Raw genomic sequence first — 14,383 nt, 5'->3', positions numbered from 1 at the left:
TCACTTATGCAGTGATTTTGTGAATTAAATGAGAATGAGTATTAATTTCAGAAAAACAATTGACAACATTAAACAGTTGGGGTAGACTAGTGATTGTTCAAATGAAAACGATTATCACTATCACTCAATGGTAGGCAAAATAGGAGGAAATAGTAGAAATGAAAAAATGGAAGTTTTTAGCTGTGCCAGCATTGGCATTAATGTTAGCAGCATGTGGTGCTGATGAGGAGTCCTCAAAAGACGAAACAAACAACCAAGCTGCGACAGGACAAACTGAGGAAACTGAAAATACAGAAACTGTGGAAGCTTCTGCATTCCCAATGACAGTATCTTCTTTATCAGCAGGTCGTGAAACAGAAGATGGTAAATCAGTTGCCTTCGAAGATGTAACATTTGAAGAAATGCCTAAAAATATTATCGTATTCGATTACGGTTTCTTAGATACATTAGATGCTTTAGGTGTTGAAGGTATTGTTGGTATCGCTGCAAACGGCGGTAAAGGAAATATCCCAACACATATTAAAGAAAAATATGTTACGGATTCAGTAGCAGACGTTGGTTCTTTAAAAGCAATTGACTTTGAAAAAGTAGCAGCTACTAACCCAGATGCAATTTTCATTTCTGGTCGCCAATCTACATTCTATGAAGAGTTAAAAGAAATTACACCAAACGTAGTATTCATTGGTTCTGATAACGAAAACTATGTGAACGGTGTATTCGAAACAGTAGATTTAGCTGCTAAAATCTTCGACAAAGAAGAAAAAGCGGAAGAGTTAAAGGCAAACTTACAAGCTAAAGTTGATGCTGTGAAAGAAAAAGCCGCTGGCTATGAGAATGCTTTAGTAGCAATGTACAATGACAAAAAAATCTCTGGTTTCGATAATGGTCCAGAATCTCGTTTTGCATACGTGTACAATGACTTCGGTTTTAAACCAGTTACAACTGACATTAAATCATCTTCACACGGTTCGGATTTCTCTTATGAGTCAATCCTTTCTGTTGACCCAGAAGTATTATTAATTGTTGACCGTACAGCTTCTGATGTAGAAACAATTAAAGCTGATATCGAAAATGACATTATCAAACAAACTCGTGCTTACAAAGAAGGTAAAATCGTTTACCTTGATGGTGTAAACTGGTACTTCTCTTCTAACGGTGTAACGACTGAGTCAGACAAGTTAGATGAAATCTTAAATGAATTAAACTAATAATAAGCGTCCAAAAAGCCTTGCAGTAGCTGGCATTTTGGACGCTTTCTTTTTGATTTTAGCAAGACATTAAAAAAGCCTATCCCACATTACTGCTAAACCTAATGTCTACTACAAAGGAAGCCTTCTACACTACCTCAAGCAATCACTTTACTCCAACACCAAACAAAGCGCGAAACCGGTAGGCAACCGCACGGCATGTTGGAGGAACTAATTTTGCCCCCATATTAAAGAGCTCCACCACGCTGCACTTTCACCAAATCCCAATCCCGCTAAAGCCAATGTCTACTAAATTTTCAAAGGAAGCCATCTCCACTACCTCAAGCCACCACTTTACTCCAACACCAAACAAAGCGCGAAACTAGCCGGCAACGGCATGGCTAGTTTCGCGCCTTCCCTATTTCACATTTGGATAAATCATTGTTGCTGGGTCGACATATTCGTCAAACTGTTCTTCTGTTAATAAGCCAGTGGCAATAGCAGCTTCTTTTAATGTTGTGCCTTCCTGATGAGCCTTTTTGGCGATTTTTGCTGCGTTTTCATAGCCGATATAAGGATTTAATGCTGTGACAAGCATTAAAGAGTTTTCTAAATTATGCTGTAGCACTTCTAGGTTTGGTTCGATGCCTTCAGCGCAATGATTGTTGAAGGATTTCATGGCGTCTGCTAGTAGCTGTGTCGATTGTAGGAAATTATATAAAATAACAGGCTTAAAGACATTTAACTCAAAATTTCCTTGTGAGGCAGCAAAGGCTATAGTTGCATCATTACCAACAATTTGTGTGACAACCATTGTTAATGCCTCGCTTTGTGTTGGATTGACTTTACCGGGCATAATAGATGAGCCCGGCTCGTTTTCTGGAATAGTAATTTCTCCAATCCCTGAGCGTGGTCCACTCGCTAGCCAGCGTACATCATTGGCAATTTTCATTAAATCTACAGCGAGTGCCTTCAATGCGCCGTGTGCAACAACAGCTTCATCATGGCTTGTTAAGGCATGGAATTTATTTGCAGCAGATATAAATGTTCGGTTTGTTAATTGACTAATCTCCGTCGCTACACGCTCACCGAATTCTGGATGCGCATTAATACCTGTACCAACTGCTGTACCGCCGATAGCCAGTTCCTTCATGTATTGAATGTTGTGTTGAATCATATGCTCGGATTTTTCAAGCATCGCTACCCATCCACTAATTTCTTGACCTAATGTTAAAGGAGTAGCGTCCTGTAAATGAGTGCGTCCGATTTTAATAATATCTTTAAATTGCTCCGCCTTATTTGCAAGTGTTGTTTTTAATAGGCGTAGACGAGGTAGTAAATAATCTTCTACTTTTAAAACAGCCGCGATATGTAGTGCTGTTGGGAAAGTATCATTTGAGCTTTGTGATTTATTAACATCATCATTCGGGTGAATAATAGCGCCTTCATCAGTCTCTTCTAATAGTTGATTTGCTCGATTGGCAATAACCTCATTGACGTTCATATTCGTTTGTGTTCCACTACCTGTTTGCCAAACAACAAGTGGAAATTGGTCATCCCATTGACCATATAAAATTTCGTCGGCAACTTGTCGAATTGTTTGTGCTTTTATAGGAGAGAGTTTGCCAAGCTGCTCATTGACAGTAGCTGCACTTTTTTTCAGAATTGTCATTGCTTGAATAAGTTCAATCGGCATCTGTTCCGTACCGATTTGGAAATTCTCTTTACTGCGCTGTGTTTGCGCCCCCCATAACTTGTTTGCAGGTACTTTAATTTCTCCCATTGTATCTCTCTCAATACGGTAATCCATTTAAAACATCTCCTTAAATAATAATGTGGTATTAAATATTCTTTTCCCAATTGTGATGGAAAGAAACATTACAGTCTAAGTTTTTTCAGATAACTTAAGCCTATATGCGAAAATCTTGCGCCCATCGCCGACCTCGTCGTAAAGGAGCCGTCTAATAATGGTTTTAAGACGACTCCCAACATATTATTGAAATAACTCTGGATACATTTCTTTGGCTAGTATTTCCATGCCATCGATTGTATTGTAGCCATAGCCAAACATATAGTTGTAATCAACGATATAAATCTGTTTATTTTGGATGGCTTTCATACTAGATAGTTTTGGATTTTCATAAATAGCATCTCGTACTTTTGTTAAGTCTGAGCCATCCCAGTTAGGTAATATTAAAACATCAGGATTAGTAGCTATTAATGTTTCAAGATTTATATTACCTGTTTCCTCTTTAAAAACATTGTCCAATTTAATCATATTAAAGGCATCATGGAAAAATGTTTCGCCGTTAGCTGGCCAAACATACAAATCATCTGGGTCATTCGTATGCATGTAAGCAAAAGTTTTATGTTCTGTAATGCTTTCTAAGCTTTTTGCAATAAATTGTTGCTTTTCTTTTAATTCATCAATAAAGCTTTGTGCCTTGTCTTGCACATTGAAAATTTCACCTAGATTTTCGATGTCCTTATAAATCGAAGCATACGTGCCACCTGTAACAGACGATTCTAATACATATGTTTTAACACCCATAGCGTTTAATGAATCGACTGTGCCAACACCCCAATCGGCATTGTCAAATAATCCACCTCGTCCAAACACTAAGTCAGGATTTGTGCCTAGTGTCACCTCTTTGCCGACATAGCCATCACTTAAAATCGGTAACTTCGCATATTCGTCAGCAACAGTAGTGTCTGGTGCACCGAAATCTGCTCCAACACCAACGATTTTATCGCCTAATCCTAGATGTAATAATAGTTCCGCGGCTGGGCGAGTATTTGCCATAATGCGCTCTGGTGCCTTATCGAATACTTGCTCCTTTTTCGACCAAGCATCGCCACCCTCAGGTTTTGCAAAGTTTTCAATTGTAAGCGGGTAGTGTGCCTCGCTTGCTGTGCCCTCTGTTTTTTGTTCCGTTGAATTGCCACATGCTGCTAGCAATAGCATTGTAGCTAAACCAATTGCTAATAATGATTTCTTTTTCATAATGCTCCTCCTAAGCCATAAGCAAATCCCAATCCCTTTGTCACAGGATTAATGTATGTTTGGCATTGTATATGATATAAAGCTTCAATTGTCGTTGGTGTTAATACTTCCGCGGGTGTACCATGAGCATAGATTTCACCATCTTTGACTGCATAAATGTAATCGCAATAATTTGCTGCCATCTCTAAATCGTGCAGAGCGGCGAGCACTCCGATATTTAATTCCTTCACACATGACAGTATTTCAAGCTGATAACGAATATCTAAATGATTCGTTGGCTCGTCTAAAATCATAAATTTAGGCTGCTGCGCAATTGTTCTTGCTAAAATGACACGCTGTTTTTCACCGCCTGACAGGGAGAGAAAACTACGTTCTTTATAAGCTTGAAGATTTGTGCGTGTCAAAGCCTCCTCTACAATTTCAAAATCTGAAGCTGTATCGGATTCAAGTATTTTTTTATGTGGCGTTCTGCCTAGCATGACCATTTGATGAACCGATAAATCAAAGTGCATTTCGTTAAATTGCCCTACTACACCTAGCTGCTGTGACACTTTTTTTTCAGATGATTTTAAAACATTCAAATCATCTAAAAACACGGTTCCCTGCTGTGGGGCTAAACTTTTATAAATACTTTTAAGCAAGGTAGATTTTCCGCAGCCATTCGGACCAATTAGACCAACGAATTGCTTCTTTTTCACGATGACCGAAATATTTTTGACAATGTCCTTTTTTCCGATTGAGACGGCAATATTTTGTGCTGTTAGTTCCATCATTTACCCTCCAAAATTGTAGCCTTTTTTGATAATCATATAAATGAACAGTGGTGAACCGATAACAGACGTAATAATACCGATGGGTAGCTCAACATTTGTAATAAGGGTTCTTGATAATATATCAGCCCATATCATAAATAACCCGCCTAATAATAATGTGCCGAGCATAAGTCGTTTATGGTCAGCGCCAAAAATGCCACGTGCAATATGCGGAATAATCAATCCAACAAAGCCAATCATTCCCGCATAGGCGACCATTGTCCCTGTAACGAGTGCAGCAAGCACCATATAAAGCTTGCGAAAAACACTTAAATTGATACCTAGTGTAATCGCCGATTCATCACCGAGTAGCATCGTGTTTAAAATGCGATGTTGGAACAGGAAAAAGGCTGCTCCAAGTACAACGATAAACGCTAAAATCGGTGTTTTCTCCCAGCTAGCAGAGGCTAGGCTTCCCATAGACCAGAAAGTAATTGTTTTAATTCCTTCTGCATTATTCGCAAAAAATATGATTAAGCTAGAAAAGGAGCTACATAGAGCACCTATGACTACCCCTGATAAGACAAGTTTTACAGATGTTGCTTTACCACCAATACTTGATAACAATAAAACTGCCATTGAAGTGATGATGGCCCCTGTAAACGCACCAAATGCTACACCAAATTGAGCAAGTAATGCATTACTGCCAAAGCCTACAAGGATAGCAAAGGTAGCCCCTAATGAAGCGCCAGAGGAAATTCCGAGTATGTATGGGTCGGCAAGGGGGTTTTGTACAACCGCCTGCATCACAGCGCCACACAAGGCAAGTCCAACGCCAATAAGTAAGGAAAAAATAATGCGCGGCATTCTCACTTGCAAAATAATATTCAAATAGGATTCATTTTGCGTTAGCTCAAGGGAGCCTAGTTTGCCGTTTGTTAAAGTGTGTAAAAGTATATCCATTGATTGTTTAAATGGTATACTCACTTGCCCAATCGATAAGGAGAAAATAGCTGACAGTATAATGGCACAAATTAATAGCAAAATAAATATATAATAGAGTTTGCTAGTACTTGTCCGCTTTAAAGCTCGTGTATTCAAAAAGTATCTCACCTCGACTTTTACTGATAATGATTATCATTATCGACTAATTCATTCTAATTGATATTGCTAAAAAAAACAATATGATTTTTTTATGACAATAAAGTGAAACCTCAATCAGTGGATGCTTACTGCCCGTTAATGTGGGATAAAAAGCGTTGAAACATCTTATTTTTCTTAGCATAATAAAATGATGGAGTAGCTTGAAGATTATCTGTGATGGATTAGCTCAAAATAGTGACAGAAGGCGATTTATCCGTATATGTTAATATAGATAGTGCTATTTCTATGACGATATGAAATGGTTTGAAGAAGGGGATATGCACATGTTCGTTCAAATGAAGCGCTTTATTGTAACGGCGGGGAATTCATATAAAGTAATCGAACGCTTTGTACGTAAGCAAGATGAGAGGCCATCTTGTATGGAGCGGCAACAAGGCTTTCTAAGTCGAGAATTGTATGTGAAAAAATTGGATATCAGTCGAGAAGAGGTTATAGTGCTTATTTACTGGGCATCAGAGGAACAATGGGGAAAGTATAATGTGGATGATAAGTCAGAATTAGAGCAAGCTGCATTTGAGCAGGTAGATTATATTATTGAATGTATCTATACTAACTATCGAGTCAGATAAATTGGATGATTTGAGAGGATTAGGATAATTTAAAAGGGTGGAGTACAGATGAAAAAATGGATTTATGGCTTAGCAATCGTTACTTTAAGCTTATTTATTATGCTACGATTCACATACGAAACGCCGTCTTTCATCAATTTCGATGATAAGTGGGCGCAGCTACTTCGTGGCAATGAACTACTTATTTTTTTCCATTACATTGGTGAGCCAATTTTTGTTGTCATTGTAGCGTTAATTCTTGTTATTTGGCAATGGAGGAAGGGCAATTACGATGGGGTTGCCTTTATTGTGCTAACAATTGCAGTAGGCAATGTTTTGAATCAGTTATTAAAAAAATGGATTGAGCGTCCCCGTCCAGATATGGTAGACCAGCTTTTGTCCTTCAGCTTTCCATCAGGACATTCAATGACGGGCGCTTTATATTTATTAACTATTGCTTACTTGCTATCAGAGGGGCTGAATCGTAGTAAGAAAGCCTTGCTAATTTGGGCAGTCGCATTAATTTTAATATGTTTAATCGGTTTATCTCGCATTGCTGAGAGTCGGCATTTTGCTACGGATGTATTGGCAGGCTGGAGCATGGGCTATACATGGTTTATCGTCTGTATGCTGTGGTATGAGCGCAGGAAGCGCGCTAAACTTTAGAACCAAAGTTGTAGTGATTGCGGAATAGCATCAAAAGAGTGATATAAATATGCAAAAGGAAAATTCGCATATAAAAAGGACTTAGCTTTCAAAAAGAACTGAGTCCTTTTTTCGTTGGTGCAGCATTCGAATTTTAATTATTATTCAATTTCCAATGCTACTACATAGGTAGCTATGTTATCTCCCCAAGTTCCTGCTATTTCAATTATATATTTTCCTTTTTCTTTTATTTCTCCAAATGAATTGTATGTTTTAATTATATTGCTACTGTTCCATAGTCTTATTTCATACTGTGTTGGTTCTATTTCGAAATCTAGCTTTATAGGCTGCGATAGATTAACTTTAGTCCCTTGTTCAATATTTACCATTTCGGTAGGAGGTGCGTGGTCTGCTTGAACAGTTACTTGTTGTCCTGTGCTTTTATCAAAATAGCTCCAAGCATAAGTTCCTCTATGAGTTGTAATTTCAATTTCTTCGATTGTTAGTTTTAAAGCGGGTGGAGCTTCCTCATAATTTGTAGCTTTGGACAAATTTACACTATCGCATCCTATTAGTACAAGTAACAGCGAAAAAAACATTCCAATCCGAATTAAAATATTCATATATATCTCTCCTTTATATATTAGTCGTAATTATAAAAATAAAGTTACTTTATTTTGTATTTGATGGAAAGTTGAATAAGCCCATAAAATATTTCCTAGTAAAATAAAGTTGCGTAAAGGAAACTGCTTGCGTATAATACGATTAACTTAGTAAAGTGAGGAAATATTTATGGACGGAAATGTATTATTGGCACTTGGCTTAACATTGTTTGCAGGGCTAGCAACAGGAGTAGGTAGTTTAATAGCGTTTTTTACATCAAGAACAAATACGAAATTTTTATCTGCCGCCCTTGGATTTTCTGCAGGGGTGATGATTTATGTATCGCTTGTTGAAATTTTTGTAAAGGCGAAAGATGCTTTGACGACAGCACTCGGTGCAACAAATGGTTATTGGATGACACTGGTCGGCTTTTTCGGGGGAATGATTTTTATCGCCCTTATTGATAAATTTATTCCAAAGAAAAATAATCCGCATGAAGTGCGTACGGTTGAAGATGTAAATGCTATTGAAAGCAAGCCGCTTGCAGATGCAGATAAACTAATGAAAATGGGGACTTTTACCGCACTTGCCATTGCTATTCATAACTTTCCAGAAGGTATTGCCACATTTATGTCAGCATTACAGGACCCGAATTTAGGAATTGCAATTGCGATTGCTGTTGCAATTCATAATATTCCAGAAGGTATCGCCGTTGCAGTGCCGATATTCTTTGCTACAGGTATTCGAATGAAAGCCTTCCGCTTGTCTTTACTATCTGGCTTAGCAGAGCCTATTGGGGCACTTGTTGCTTATTTAATTTTAATGCCATTTTTAAATGATGTTATGTTTGGTGTTGTATTTGCTGGCGTGGCAGGGATTATGGTATTTATCTCATTAGATGAGCTATTACCAGCAGCTAAAAAATATGATGAAACGCATATTTCTATTTATGGCTTAGTTGCGGGCATGGCTGTAATGGCAATTAGCTTAGTGTTGTTAACGTAGATAAAAAAGCGCAGGAAATCTATTGTAAAACATTGATTTCCTGCGCTTTTTATGCCTCAAATATAAATATCTCGTTCCCAAAAACGTTGCTTGGCGATATTTTGGATAAATTGCTGTGAGAAGTTTGGATTCGCTGTGGCAAAAAGAATACCCTCACTTGCTTTGGCACGCGTAGCATTAAAATATGGGACGCCTGTTGTGGCGATGCCAATAGGTTTATAGTTTTGATAAACTTGGCGAATAAAAGCTGTCATATCGCTATTAAATTTCGCTTGATTAGCTGCTGTTCCACCAACAACATATAGTGCGTCGTAAAGGACAGGCGATGTTGTTAAAAAGGTCGCATCCACTTCGAAAGTTTGCCCATTTGCTGCCCTCACTGGTTCAAAAGTTTCTGCAATAATTTGATAGCGTACGCCATAACGCTTAAATTCCTTCACCACTTGCTCTAGCTCCTGCGCATTAAATTGATTGCCGATAATAATAGCTACGCGCAATGTTTGGGGAACGAATATCGTATTTTGTTGACTAAGGGCAGGTGAAGATGCAGTTACATCAATTTGCTGCTGTGTTGGTTTATTTACCGCTAGCCGTTCAGCAAGCGTGGTTGCCAGTGTATAGTCAATGTTAGCAAGCATATTGACTACATTCTGTCTAATACTGCGGACATTTACCTTGCCTACCTCGAAGGAAAAAGCATCTACAATATGCTTTTTTTCCGGTGGTGACATACTGTTCCAGAAAAGTCGTGCTTGCGAAAAGAAATCATCAAAGGACTTACTACGTCCTTGAATGACACGTCCCTCTACTTTTTCTGGAAAATGAACATATCCTCCTTCAGCAGCAGTGCTTGTTGCAGGTGTATTATCAGCTAATGAGTTTTTATGGTAACTCACTTGACCAACATTAATCATTTGTCGGCTAAAGCCATTACGCTGGTTGTTATGGAAAGGACAAAGAGGACGATTAATCGGTATTTCAGTAAAGTTAGGGCCGCCTAGACGTAATAATTGTGTATCTAAATAAGAAAACAGACGACCTTGTAGTAGCGGGTCATTTGAGAAATCGATACCAGGTACGACATTGCCTGGATGAAAGGCTACTTGCTCTGTTTCAGCAAAGACATTATCCACATTGCGATTTAATGTAAGTTTACCAATCCTTTTAACTGGAATAAGCTCTTCTGGCCAAAGCTTTGTCGCATCAAGTATATCAAAATCATACTTAAATTCATCTGCTGGATCGAGCATTTGCACACCTAATTCATATTCAGGGTAAAAGCCTGCTTCAATAGCTTCCCATAAATCGCGACGCTGAAAATCAGGGTCTGCACCACCAATTTTTTGCGCCTCGTCCCAAATTAGTGAATGCACACCGAGAACGGGTTTCCAGTGGAATTTAATAAATTTGCTATGACCAGCCGCATTGACAAAGCGGAATGTATTAACTCCAAAACCTTCCATCATACGGTAGTTTTTAGGTATTGCTCTATCAGACATTATCCACATCACCATATGAGCAGCTTCTTGATTACTCGTGACAAAGTCCCAAAATGTATCATGCGCAGAAGAGGCTTGTGGCATTTCATTATGTGGCTCTGGTTTTAATGCATGAATAATATCAGGGAATTTTATAGCGTCTTGGATAAAGAACACCGGGATATTGTTGCCGACCAAATCAAAATTGCCTTCCTCTGTATAAAACTTCACCGCAAAACCGCGCACATCACGCGCTGTATCGTTAGAGCCTGAGCTACCAACGACATTCGAAAAGCGCACAAAAACAGGCGTTTTTGTGCCAGCCTTTTGCAAGAAATGTGCTCTTGTAAATTCAGACATGGATTCATACAGTTCAAATTCCCCATGAGCTGCATAACCTCTCGCATGAACGACTCTTTCTGGAATGCGCTCATGGTCAAAATGCGTAATCTTTTCACGAAAATGAAAGTCCTCCATCAACGTAGGACCGCGTAACCCCGCCTTCAAAGATTCTTCATCATTGGACACTCGCACCCGCTGATTCGTCGTCATCCTTGTGCCATCATTATTTACTTTGTAGGCATCGAGCTGCTCTAGCTTTTTGTTTTCGTTGTTGTCGTTAGTATTGTCTTTCATAAAATCCTCCTTTTAAAGCTTTGTACAGCGTATGAGGGGGTGAAAGAAAATATGAAGTAGGGTGTCAGGCACGCAAACAATTCTGAAAATTGAATACAATTTAGCAAAAAAAAGCCTAAGTTATGTTTTGATGTTTCAACATAGCTTAGGTCGCTAGCCTTATTTAAGAGTATTTATATTAACTAGCTGAGGTTGTGTTTTCAGAGGCTGCTGTGAAGGCTTCATTAATATGCTTAGCATTTTCGATTTCGTCGACTACAGCTACTGCAAAATCAGCTTGGCTAATATAGCTGTTATGCTGGGAGTTCATTAGTAAATAGTCATGACCTGTAATATAGTGACCTGTACGTGGACCTTCCGCATCAAACATGAGGGCAGGGCAAATAAAGCTCCATGATATAGAGGATTGTTGCAACTGCTGTAAATTTTGCAGTTGATATTTAGCGGCAGCTGTTAGTTGTGCCGGGTATTCCTCACTGTCGAGCAGCCGTAATATTTTCTCTTTATTGGTAAATAGACAGCCAGAGCTACCGATATCTAATAATCGTGTTTGCGATGGCTGCAAAATAGATATTAAATGCTTACCTGCTTCTACATACAAATGCTCTTCGCCACTTTTGGGGGCAAAGGCATTAACGATGCAGTCGAATGCTTCGATATCAGCCGTTGTTAGCTCGAACAAATCTTTTTCGAGCGTTTGTACATCTTCCTTTAAAGTGGCTTGGTTGCGTACTATTGCTGTTGCATCGTGCTCTCTCATAATTGACTCTCTTAATATATTACTGCCAGCTTGACCGGCAGCTCCAATAACTGCGATTTTCATTAACATTTCCCCTTTCTCCAATCAAGTGATAGTACTATACCCAATTTATCAAAAAAGTATGCATAGATTTAGTAGAGTAAGGTTTAATGGAGCTTTGACAGGAACATGGAATAGAACGCAGAAAACGTAGAATAAATGGAGTTGTCCGAAAAGTCCATTTTGTTTTGCCACCGCATTGAAATAAAGGTTTTCATCGCTTCCCTTTTACTGAAGGATAACGCTGCTAAAGTTAATGTTCCTCCCATTTTTAAAAGAGGCGTTTTCTGTTTATAGGAATCAACATTTTGTGAAACATCATTGCTACTGTCCAAAATGCCGGCTATGCAAGGCTTTTTGGACAGCCTCTATAGCTTGGAAGTTATGAAACTACAAAAAAATGGGGATGTCCCGAAGGCGGTGTATTGCCTACATTTGGGACGCCCCCTTGCAAATTATAATGGTGTAATCGTACTTCCCTTTTTAGCTGCTGTCGTTAAAACGATACGATGCTCAGGGAATTGCTTTTGCATGCTGACAACAAATTCGTCAGCAAGTGTTGGCGGTATAATTGAAATAAGCGTTGGGCCAGCGCCACTTAATGCTGTGCCGTATGCGCCAGCTTGTTTAGCTGCTTGGCGAATCTCCATGTAGCTAGGAATTAGCTGTGCGCGGAAAGGTTCGTGGAATAAATCGGATTCCATATAGCGACCGATTCGCTCGTAATCTTTAGCAATAAGCGAGGCGGCAAGCATATTTGCAGCAGCACTTGCCTTTACTGCATAAGAACGCTCTAGCTGAGTAGGAAGGACGCTCCGTGCCTTTGCTGTTTTTAATTCTACATTTGGAATAAATAGCACGAAAGCCACATCCATATTTTGTACATGAATCGTATCAACTATATTATCCTCTGTCATAGAGGAAATCGTTAAGCCACCTAAAACAGAGGCTGTGGCATTGTCAGGATGCCCTTCAATTTGTGATGAAATATTGAGTTTATCTTGTATTGTAAGCTTTAAATTACATAGCAAATTAGCTAGCTCGATTCCTGCAACGATAGCTGCTGCGCTACTACCAACGCCACGAGCCAAAGGTAACTCGCTTGTCATTACGACATGACAGCCCGGTAATTCCTTATCGTAGTGCTCAGCCACTTGCTTGGCAATTTGATAGATTAAATGATTTTCTACTGTTGTATCTGCTGGTACATGTTCACCTTGATGGACAAATTCCCACTCTTTCTGCGGGATTGCTTGCAATGTTAAATAAAGTGACAAACCGAGCCCGATAGAATCAAAGCCGGGTCCTAGATTTGCTGTACTGCCAGGAACTTTAATTTGCCAACTCATAGTGTTCCCTCAATATATGCGCGAATTTCTTCTTCATCGTTTTTCAACGATACTAAGTCTACTGTTGAGACGCTCATTGCAGTATCTGGGTCTTTCAAGCCGTTACCAGTAAAAATAGTGACGACTTGACTACCTTGTGGAATAAGACCTGCCTTCACCGATTTTATCACGCCTGCAAGGGAAGCGGCTGAACCAGGTTCAACGAAAATACCTTCCTTACCAGCGATTAATTTATAAGCAGCTAAAATTTCTTCATCTGTTACAGAATCAATAATACCACCTGACTCGTCTCGTGCTGCCTCTGCTAATTTCCAGCTAGCAGGATTGCCAATACGTATAGCTGTTGCAACTGTTTCGGGAGTAGCAATTGGCTCACCTTTCGTAATTGCTGCAGAACCTTCAGCTTCAAAGCCAAGCACCTTTGGTAGACCTGAGTTTTTTGCTTCATTATAATCTTTAAAGCCCTTCCAATAGGCGGAAATATTTCCTGCATTGCCGACAGGAATACATAAGAAATCTGGTGCTTTTCCAAGTGCATCAACAATTTCAAAAGAAGCCGTTTTTTGCCCTTCAATACGGTATGGATTGACTGAATTAACGAGGGCAACAGGTGTCGTTTCGCTAATGCGACGTACGATATTTAAAGCATCGTCAAAGTTGCCGTCAATTTCAATAATTTTTGCGCCGTACATTGTTGCTTGTGCTAGTTTACCAAGAGCTACTTTTCCTTTAGGGATAACTACAACAGAGTTGATACCTGCGCGTGTCGCATAGGCAGCAGCAGCAGCGGATGTATTACCGGTAGAGGCACAAATAACGCATTTTGCGCCATCTTCAACGGCTTTAGCAACAGCAAACACCATGCCACGATCTTTAAAGGAGCCTGTTGGGTTCGCACCTTCGATTTTTCCATATAACTCAATACCTAACTCTTTTGATAAATGAACTAAATGCACTAATGGCGTATTTCCTTCATTTAAAGTTAAAGCAGGTGTTTTTTCAGTAACAGGTAAATATTGCTTATATTCTTCAATTAAACCTTTCCACATATCAAACATGACTCCTTTTGTTCTTTCTGAAAGAACAGTTGTTTTTGTATACAAGACATTGTAAACCTCTAGCTCTATCATTTCAATAGTAAAACAACAATTTAATTTAAACAATATTGTCACAATTAAAAAATAGGTGTATAGTATACATGCTTATACAAGTG

General features: G+C 39.0%; 13 protein-coding genes. 4 read left to right on the top strand and 9 right to left on the bottom strand.

Going from position 1 to position 14,383, the window contains the following annotated elements; translation table 11 throughout:
* The first annotated feature begins 158 nt into the window (after positions 1–158).
* Positions 159–1,208 (top strand): siderophore ABC transporter substrate-binding protein, encoded by a 1,050-nt coding sequence (locus C9J36_RS12680; protein ID WP_066169219.1) that lies wholly within the window; start codon positions 159–161, stop codon positions 1,206–1,208.
* Between the two features lie 397 nt (positions 1,209–1,605).
* Here C9J36_RS12680 and fumC read toward each other — a convergent pair whose 3' ends face one another.
* The 4 genes from fumC to C9J36_RS12660 all read right to left on the bottom strand — a co-directional run bounded on the left by fumC (position 1,606) and on the right by C9J36_RS12660 (position 6,044).
* Entirely contained in the window at positions 1,606–2,997 is a 1,392-nt protein-coding gene (gene fumC, locus C9J36_RS12675) for a class II fumarate hydratase (protein WP_066169217.1), read from the bottom strand.
* Between the two features lie 183 nt (positions 2,998–3,180).
* Complete coding sequence (locus C9J36_RS12670) at positions 3,181–4,191, bottom strand: ABC transporter substrate-binding protein (RefSeq protein WP_107943364.1); 1,011 nt, start codon at positions 4,189–4,191, stop codon at positions 3,181–3,183.
* Positions 4,188–4,961: an ABC transporter ATP-binding protein gene (locus C9J36_RS12665; RefSeq protein WP_066169213.1), complete on the bottom strand. Its 774-nt coding sequence runs from the start codon at positions 4,959–4,961 to the stop codon at positions 4,188–4,190. Before C9J36_RS12665 ends, C9J36_RS12670 begins: the two co-directional genes overlap by 4 nt.
* Before the next feature lie 3 nt (positions 4,962–4,964).
* Positions 4,965–6,044, bottom strand: a complete 1,080-nt coding sequence (locus tag C9J36_RS12660) for a FecCD family ABC transporter permease (RefSeq protein WP_107943363.1) — start codon at positions 6,042–6,044, stop codon at positions 4,965–4,967.
* 326 nt (positions 6,045–6,370) lie between these two features.
* Between C9J36_RS12660 and C9J36_RS12655 the strand changes: the two genes are divergently transcribed.
* Together C9J36_RS12655 and C9J36_RS12650 are read left to right on the top strand one after the other, a co-directional pair.
* Positions 6,371–6,676 (top strand): hypothetical protein, encoded by a 306-nt coding sequence (locus C9J36_RS12655; RefSeq protein WP_107943362.1) that lies wholly within the window; start codon positions 6,371–6,373, stop codon positions 6,674–6,676.
* A 48-nt stretch (positions 6,677–6,724) separates the two neighbouring features.
* A complete protein-coding gene (locus tag C9J36_RS12650) occupies positions 6,725–7,321 on the top strand; it encodes a phosphatase PAP2 family protein (RefSeq protein WP_066169207.1) in 597 nt (198 codons plus the stop codon).
* 140 nt (positions 7,322–7,461) lie between these two features.
* Here the strand turns inward: C9J36_RS12650 and C9J36_RS12645 are convergent, their stop codons facing one another.
* Positions 7,462–7,923: a hypothetical protein gene (locus tag C9J36_RS12645; protein ID WP_107943361.1), complete on the bottom strand. Its 462-nt coding sequence runs from the start codon at positions 7,921–7,923 to the stop codon at positions 7,462–7,464.
* A 169-nt stretch (positions 7,924–8,092) separates the two neighbouring features.
* Here C9J36_RS12645 and zupT point away from each other — a divergent pair, with 169 nt between their 5' ends.
* Complete coding sequence (zupT, locus tag C9J36_RS12640) at positions 8,093–8,908, top strand: zinc transporter ZupT (protein ID WP_066169203.1); 816 nt, start codon at positions 8,093–8,095, stop codon at positions 8,906–8,908.
* Between the two features lie 56 nt (positions 8,909–8,964).
* On the opposite strand, the gene C9J36_RS12635 is transcribed toward zupT, so the two are convergent.
* The 4 genes from C9J36_RS12635 to thrC form a co-directional block, all read right to left on the bottom strand.
* On the bottom strand, positions 8,965–11,022 hold the full coding sequence (locus C9J36_RS12635) for a catalase (protein ID WP_107943360.1): 2,058 nt from the start codon (positions 11,020–11,022) through the stop codon (positions 8,965–8,967).
* A gap of 178 nt (positions 11,023–11,200) precedes the next feature.
* Positions 11,201–11,845: an NAD(P)-dependent oxidoreductase gene (locus C9J36_RS12630; protein WP_066169199.1), complete on the bottom strand. Its 645-nt coding sequence runs from the start codon at positions 11,843–11,845 to the stop codon at positions 11,201–11,203.
* 431 nt (positions 11,846–12,276) lie between these two features.
* Positions 12,277–13,170 (bottom strand): homoserine kinase, encoded by an 894-nt coding sequence (gene thrB, locus C9J36_RS12625; protein WP_107943359.1) that lies wholly within the window; start codon positions 13,168–13,170, stop codon positions 12,277–12,279.
* Positions 13,167–14,219, bottom strand: a complete 1,053-nt coding sequence (thrC, locus tag C9J36_RS12620) for a threonine synthase (RefSeq protein WP_066169195.1) — start codon at positions 14,217–14,219, stop codon at positions 13,167–13,169. The genes thrB and thrC overlap by 4 nt, the downstream gene beginning before the upstream one ends.
* Between the last annotated feature and the right edge of the window lie 164 nt (positions 14,220–14,383).

Origin of the sequence: Metasolibacillus fluoroglycofenilyticus, assembly GCF_003049645.1 — a bacterium.
Lineage (GTDB): Bacteria > Bacillota > Bacilli > Bacillales_A > Planococcaceae > Metasolibacillus > Metasolibacillus fluoroglycofenilyticus.
Note: the sequence above shows the minus strand (reverse complement) of the source record. Positions and strands in the feature narration are given on the sequence as shown.

Excerpts from the sequence above, each read along its gene's own strand:
- C9J36_RS12665 (WP_066169213.1), bottom strand. The coding sequence starts at position 4,961 with ATGGAACTAACAGCACAAAATATTGCCGTCTCAATCGGAAAAAAGGAC.
- C9J36_RS12680 (WP_066169219.1), top strand. The coding sequence starts at position 159 with ATGAAAAAATGGAAGTTTTTAGCTGTGCCAGCATTGGCATTAATGTTA.
- C9J36_RS12650 (WP_066169207.1), top strand. The coding sequence starts at position 6,725 with ATGAAAAAATGGATTTATGGCTTAGCAATCGTTACTTTAAGCTTATTT.
- fumC (WP_066169217.1), bottom strand. The coding sequence starts at position 2,997 with ATGGATTACCGTATTGAGAGAGATACAATGGGAGAAATTAAAGTACCT.
- C9J36_RS12635 (WP_107943360.1), bottom strand. The coding sequence starts at position 11,022 with ATGAAAGACAATACTAACGACAACAACGAAAACAAAAAGCTAGAGCAG.
- zupT (WP_066169203.1), top strand. The coding sequence starts at position 8,093 with ATGGACGGAAATGTATTATTGGCACTTGGCTTAACATTGTTTGCAGGG.
- thrC (WP_066169195.1), bottom strand. The coding sequence starts at position 14,219 with ATGTGGAAAGGTTTAATTGAAGAATATAAGCAATATTTACCTGTTACT.
- C9J36_RS12655 (WP_107943362.1), top strand. The coding sequence starts at position 6,371 with ATGTTCGTTCAAATGAAGCGCTTTATTGTAACGGCGGGGAATTCATAT.
- C9J36_RS12645 (WP_107943361.1), bottom strand. The coding sequence starts at position 7,923 with ATGAATATTTTAATTCGGATTGGAATGTTTTTTTCGCTGTTACTTGTA.
- C9J36_RS12630 (WP_066169199.1), bottom strand. The coding sequence starts at position 11,845 with ATGAAAATCGCAGTTATTGGAGCTGCCGGTCAAGCTGGCAGTAATATA.
- C9J36_RS12670 (WP_107943364.1), bottom strand. The coding sequence starts at position 4,191 with ATGAAAAAGAAATCATTATTAGCAATTGGTTTAGCTACAATGCTATTG.
- thrB (WP_107943359.1), bottom strand. The coding sequence starts at position 13,170 with ATGAGTTGGCAAATTAAAGTTCCTGGCAGTACAGCAAATCTAGGACCC.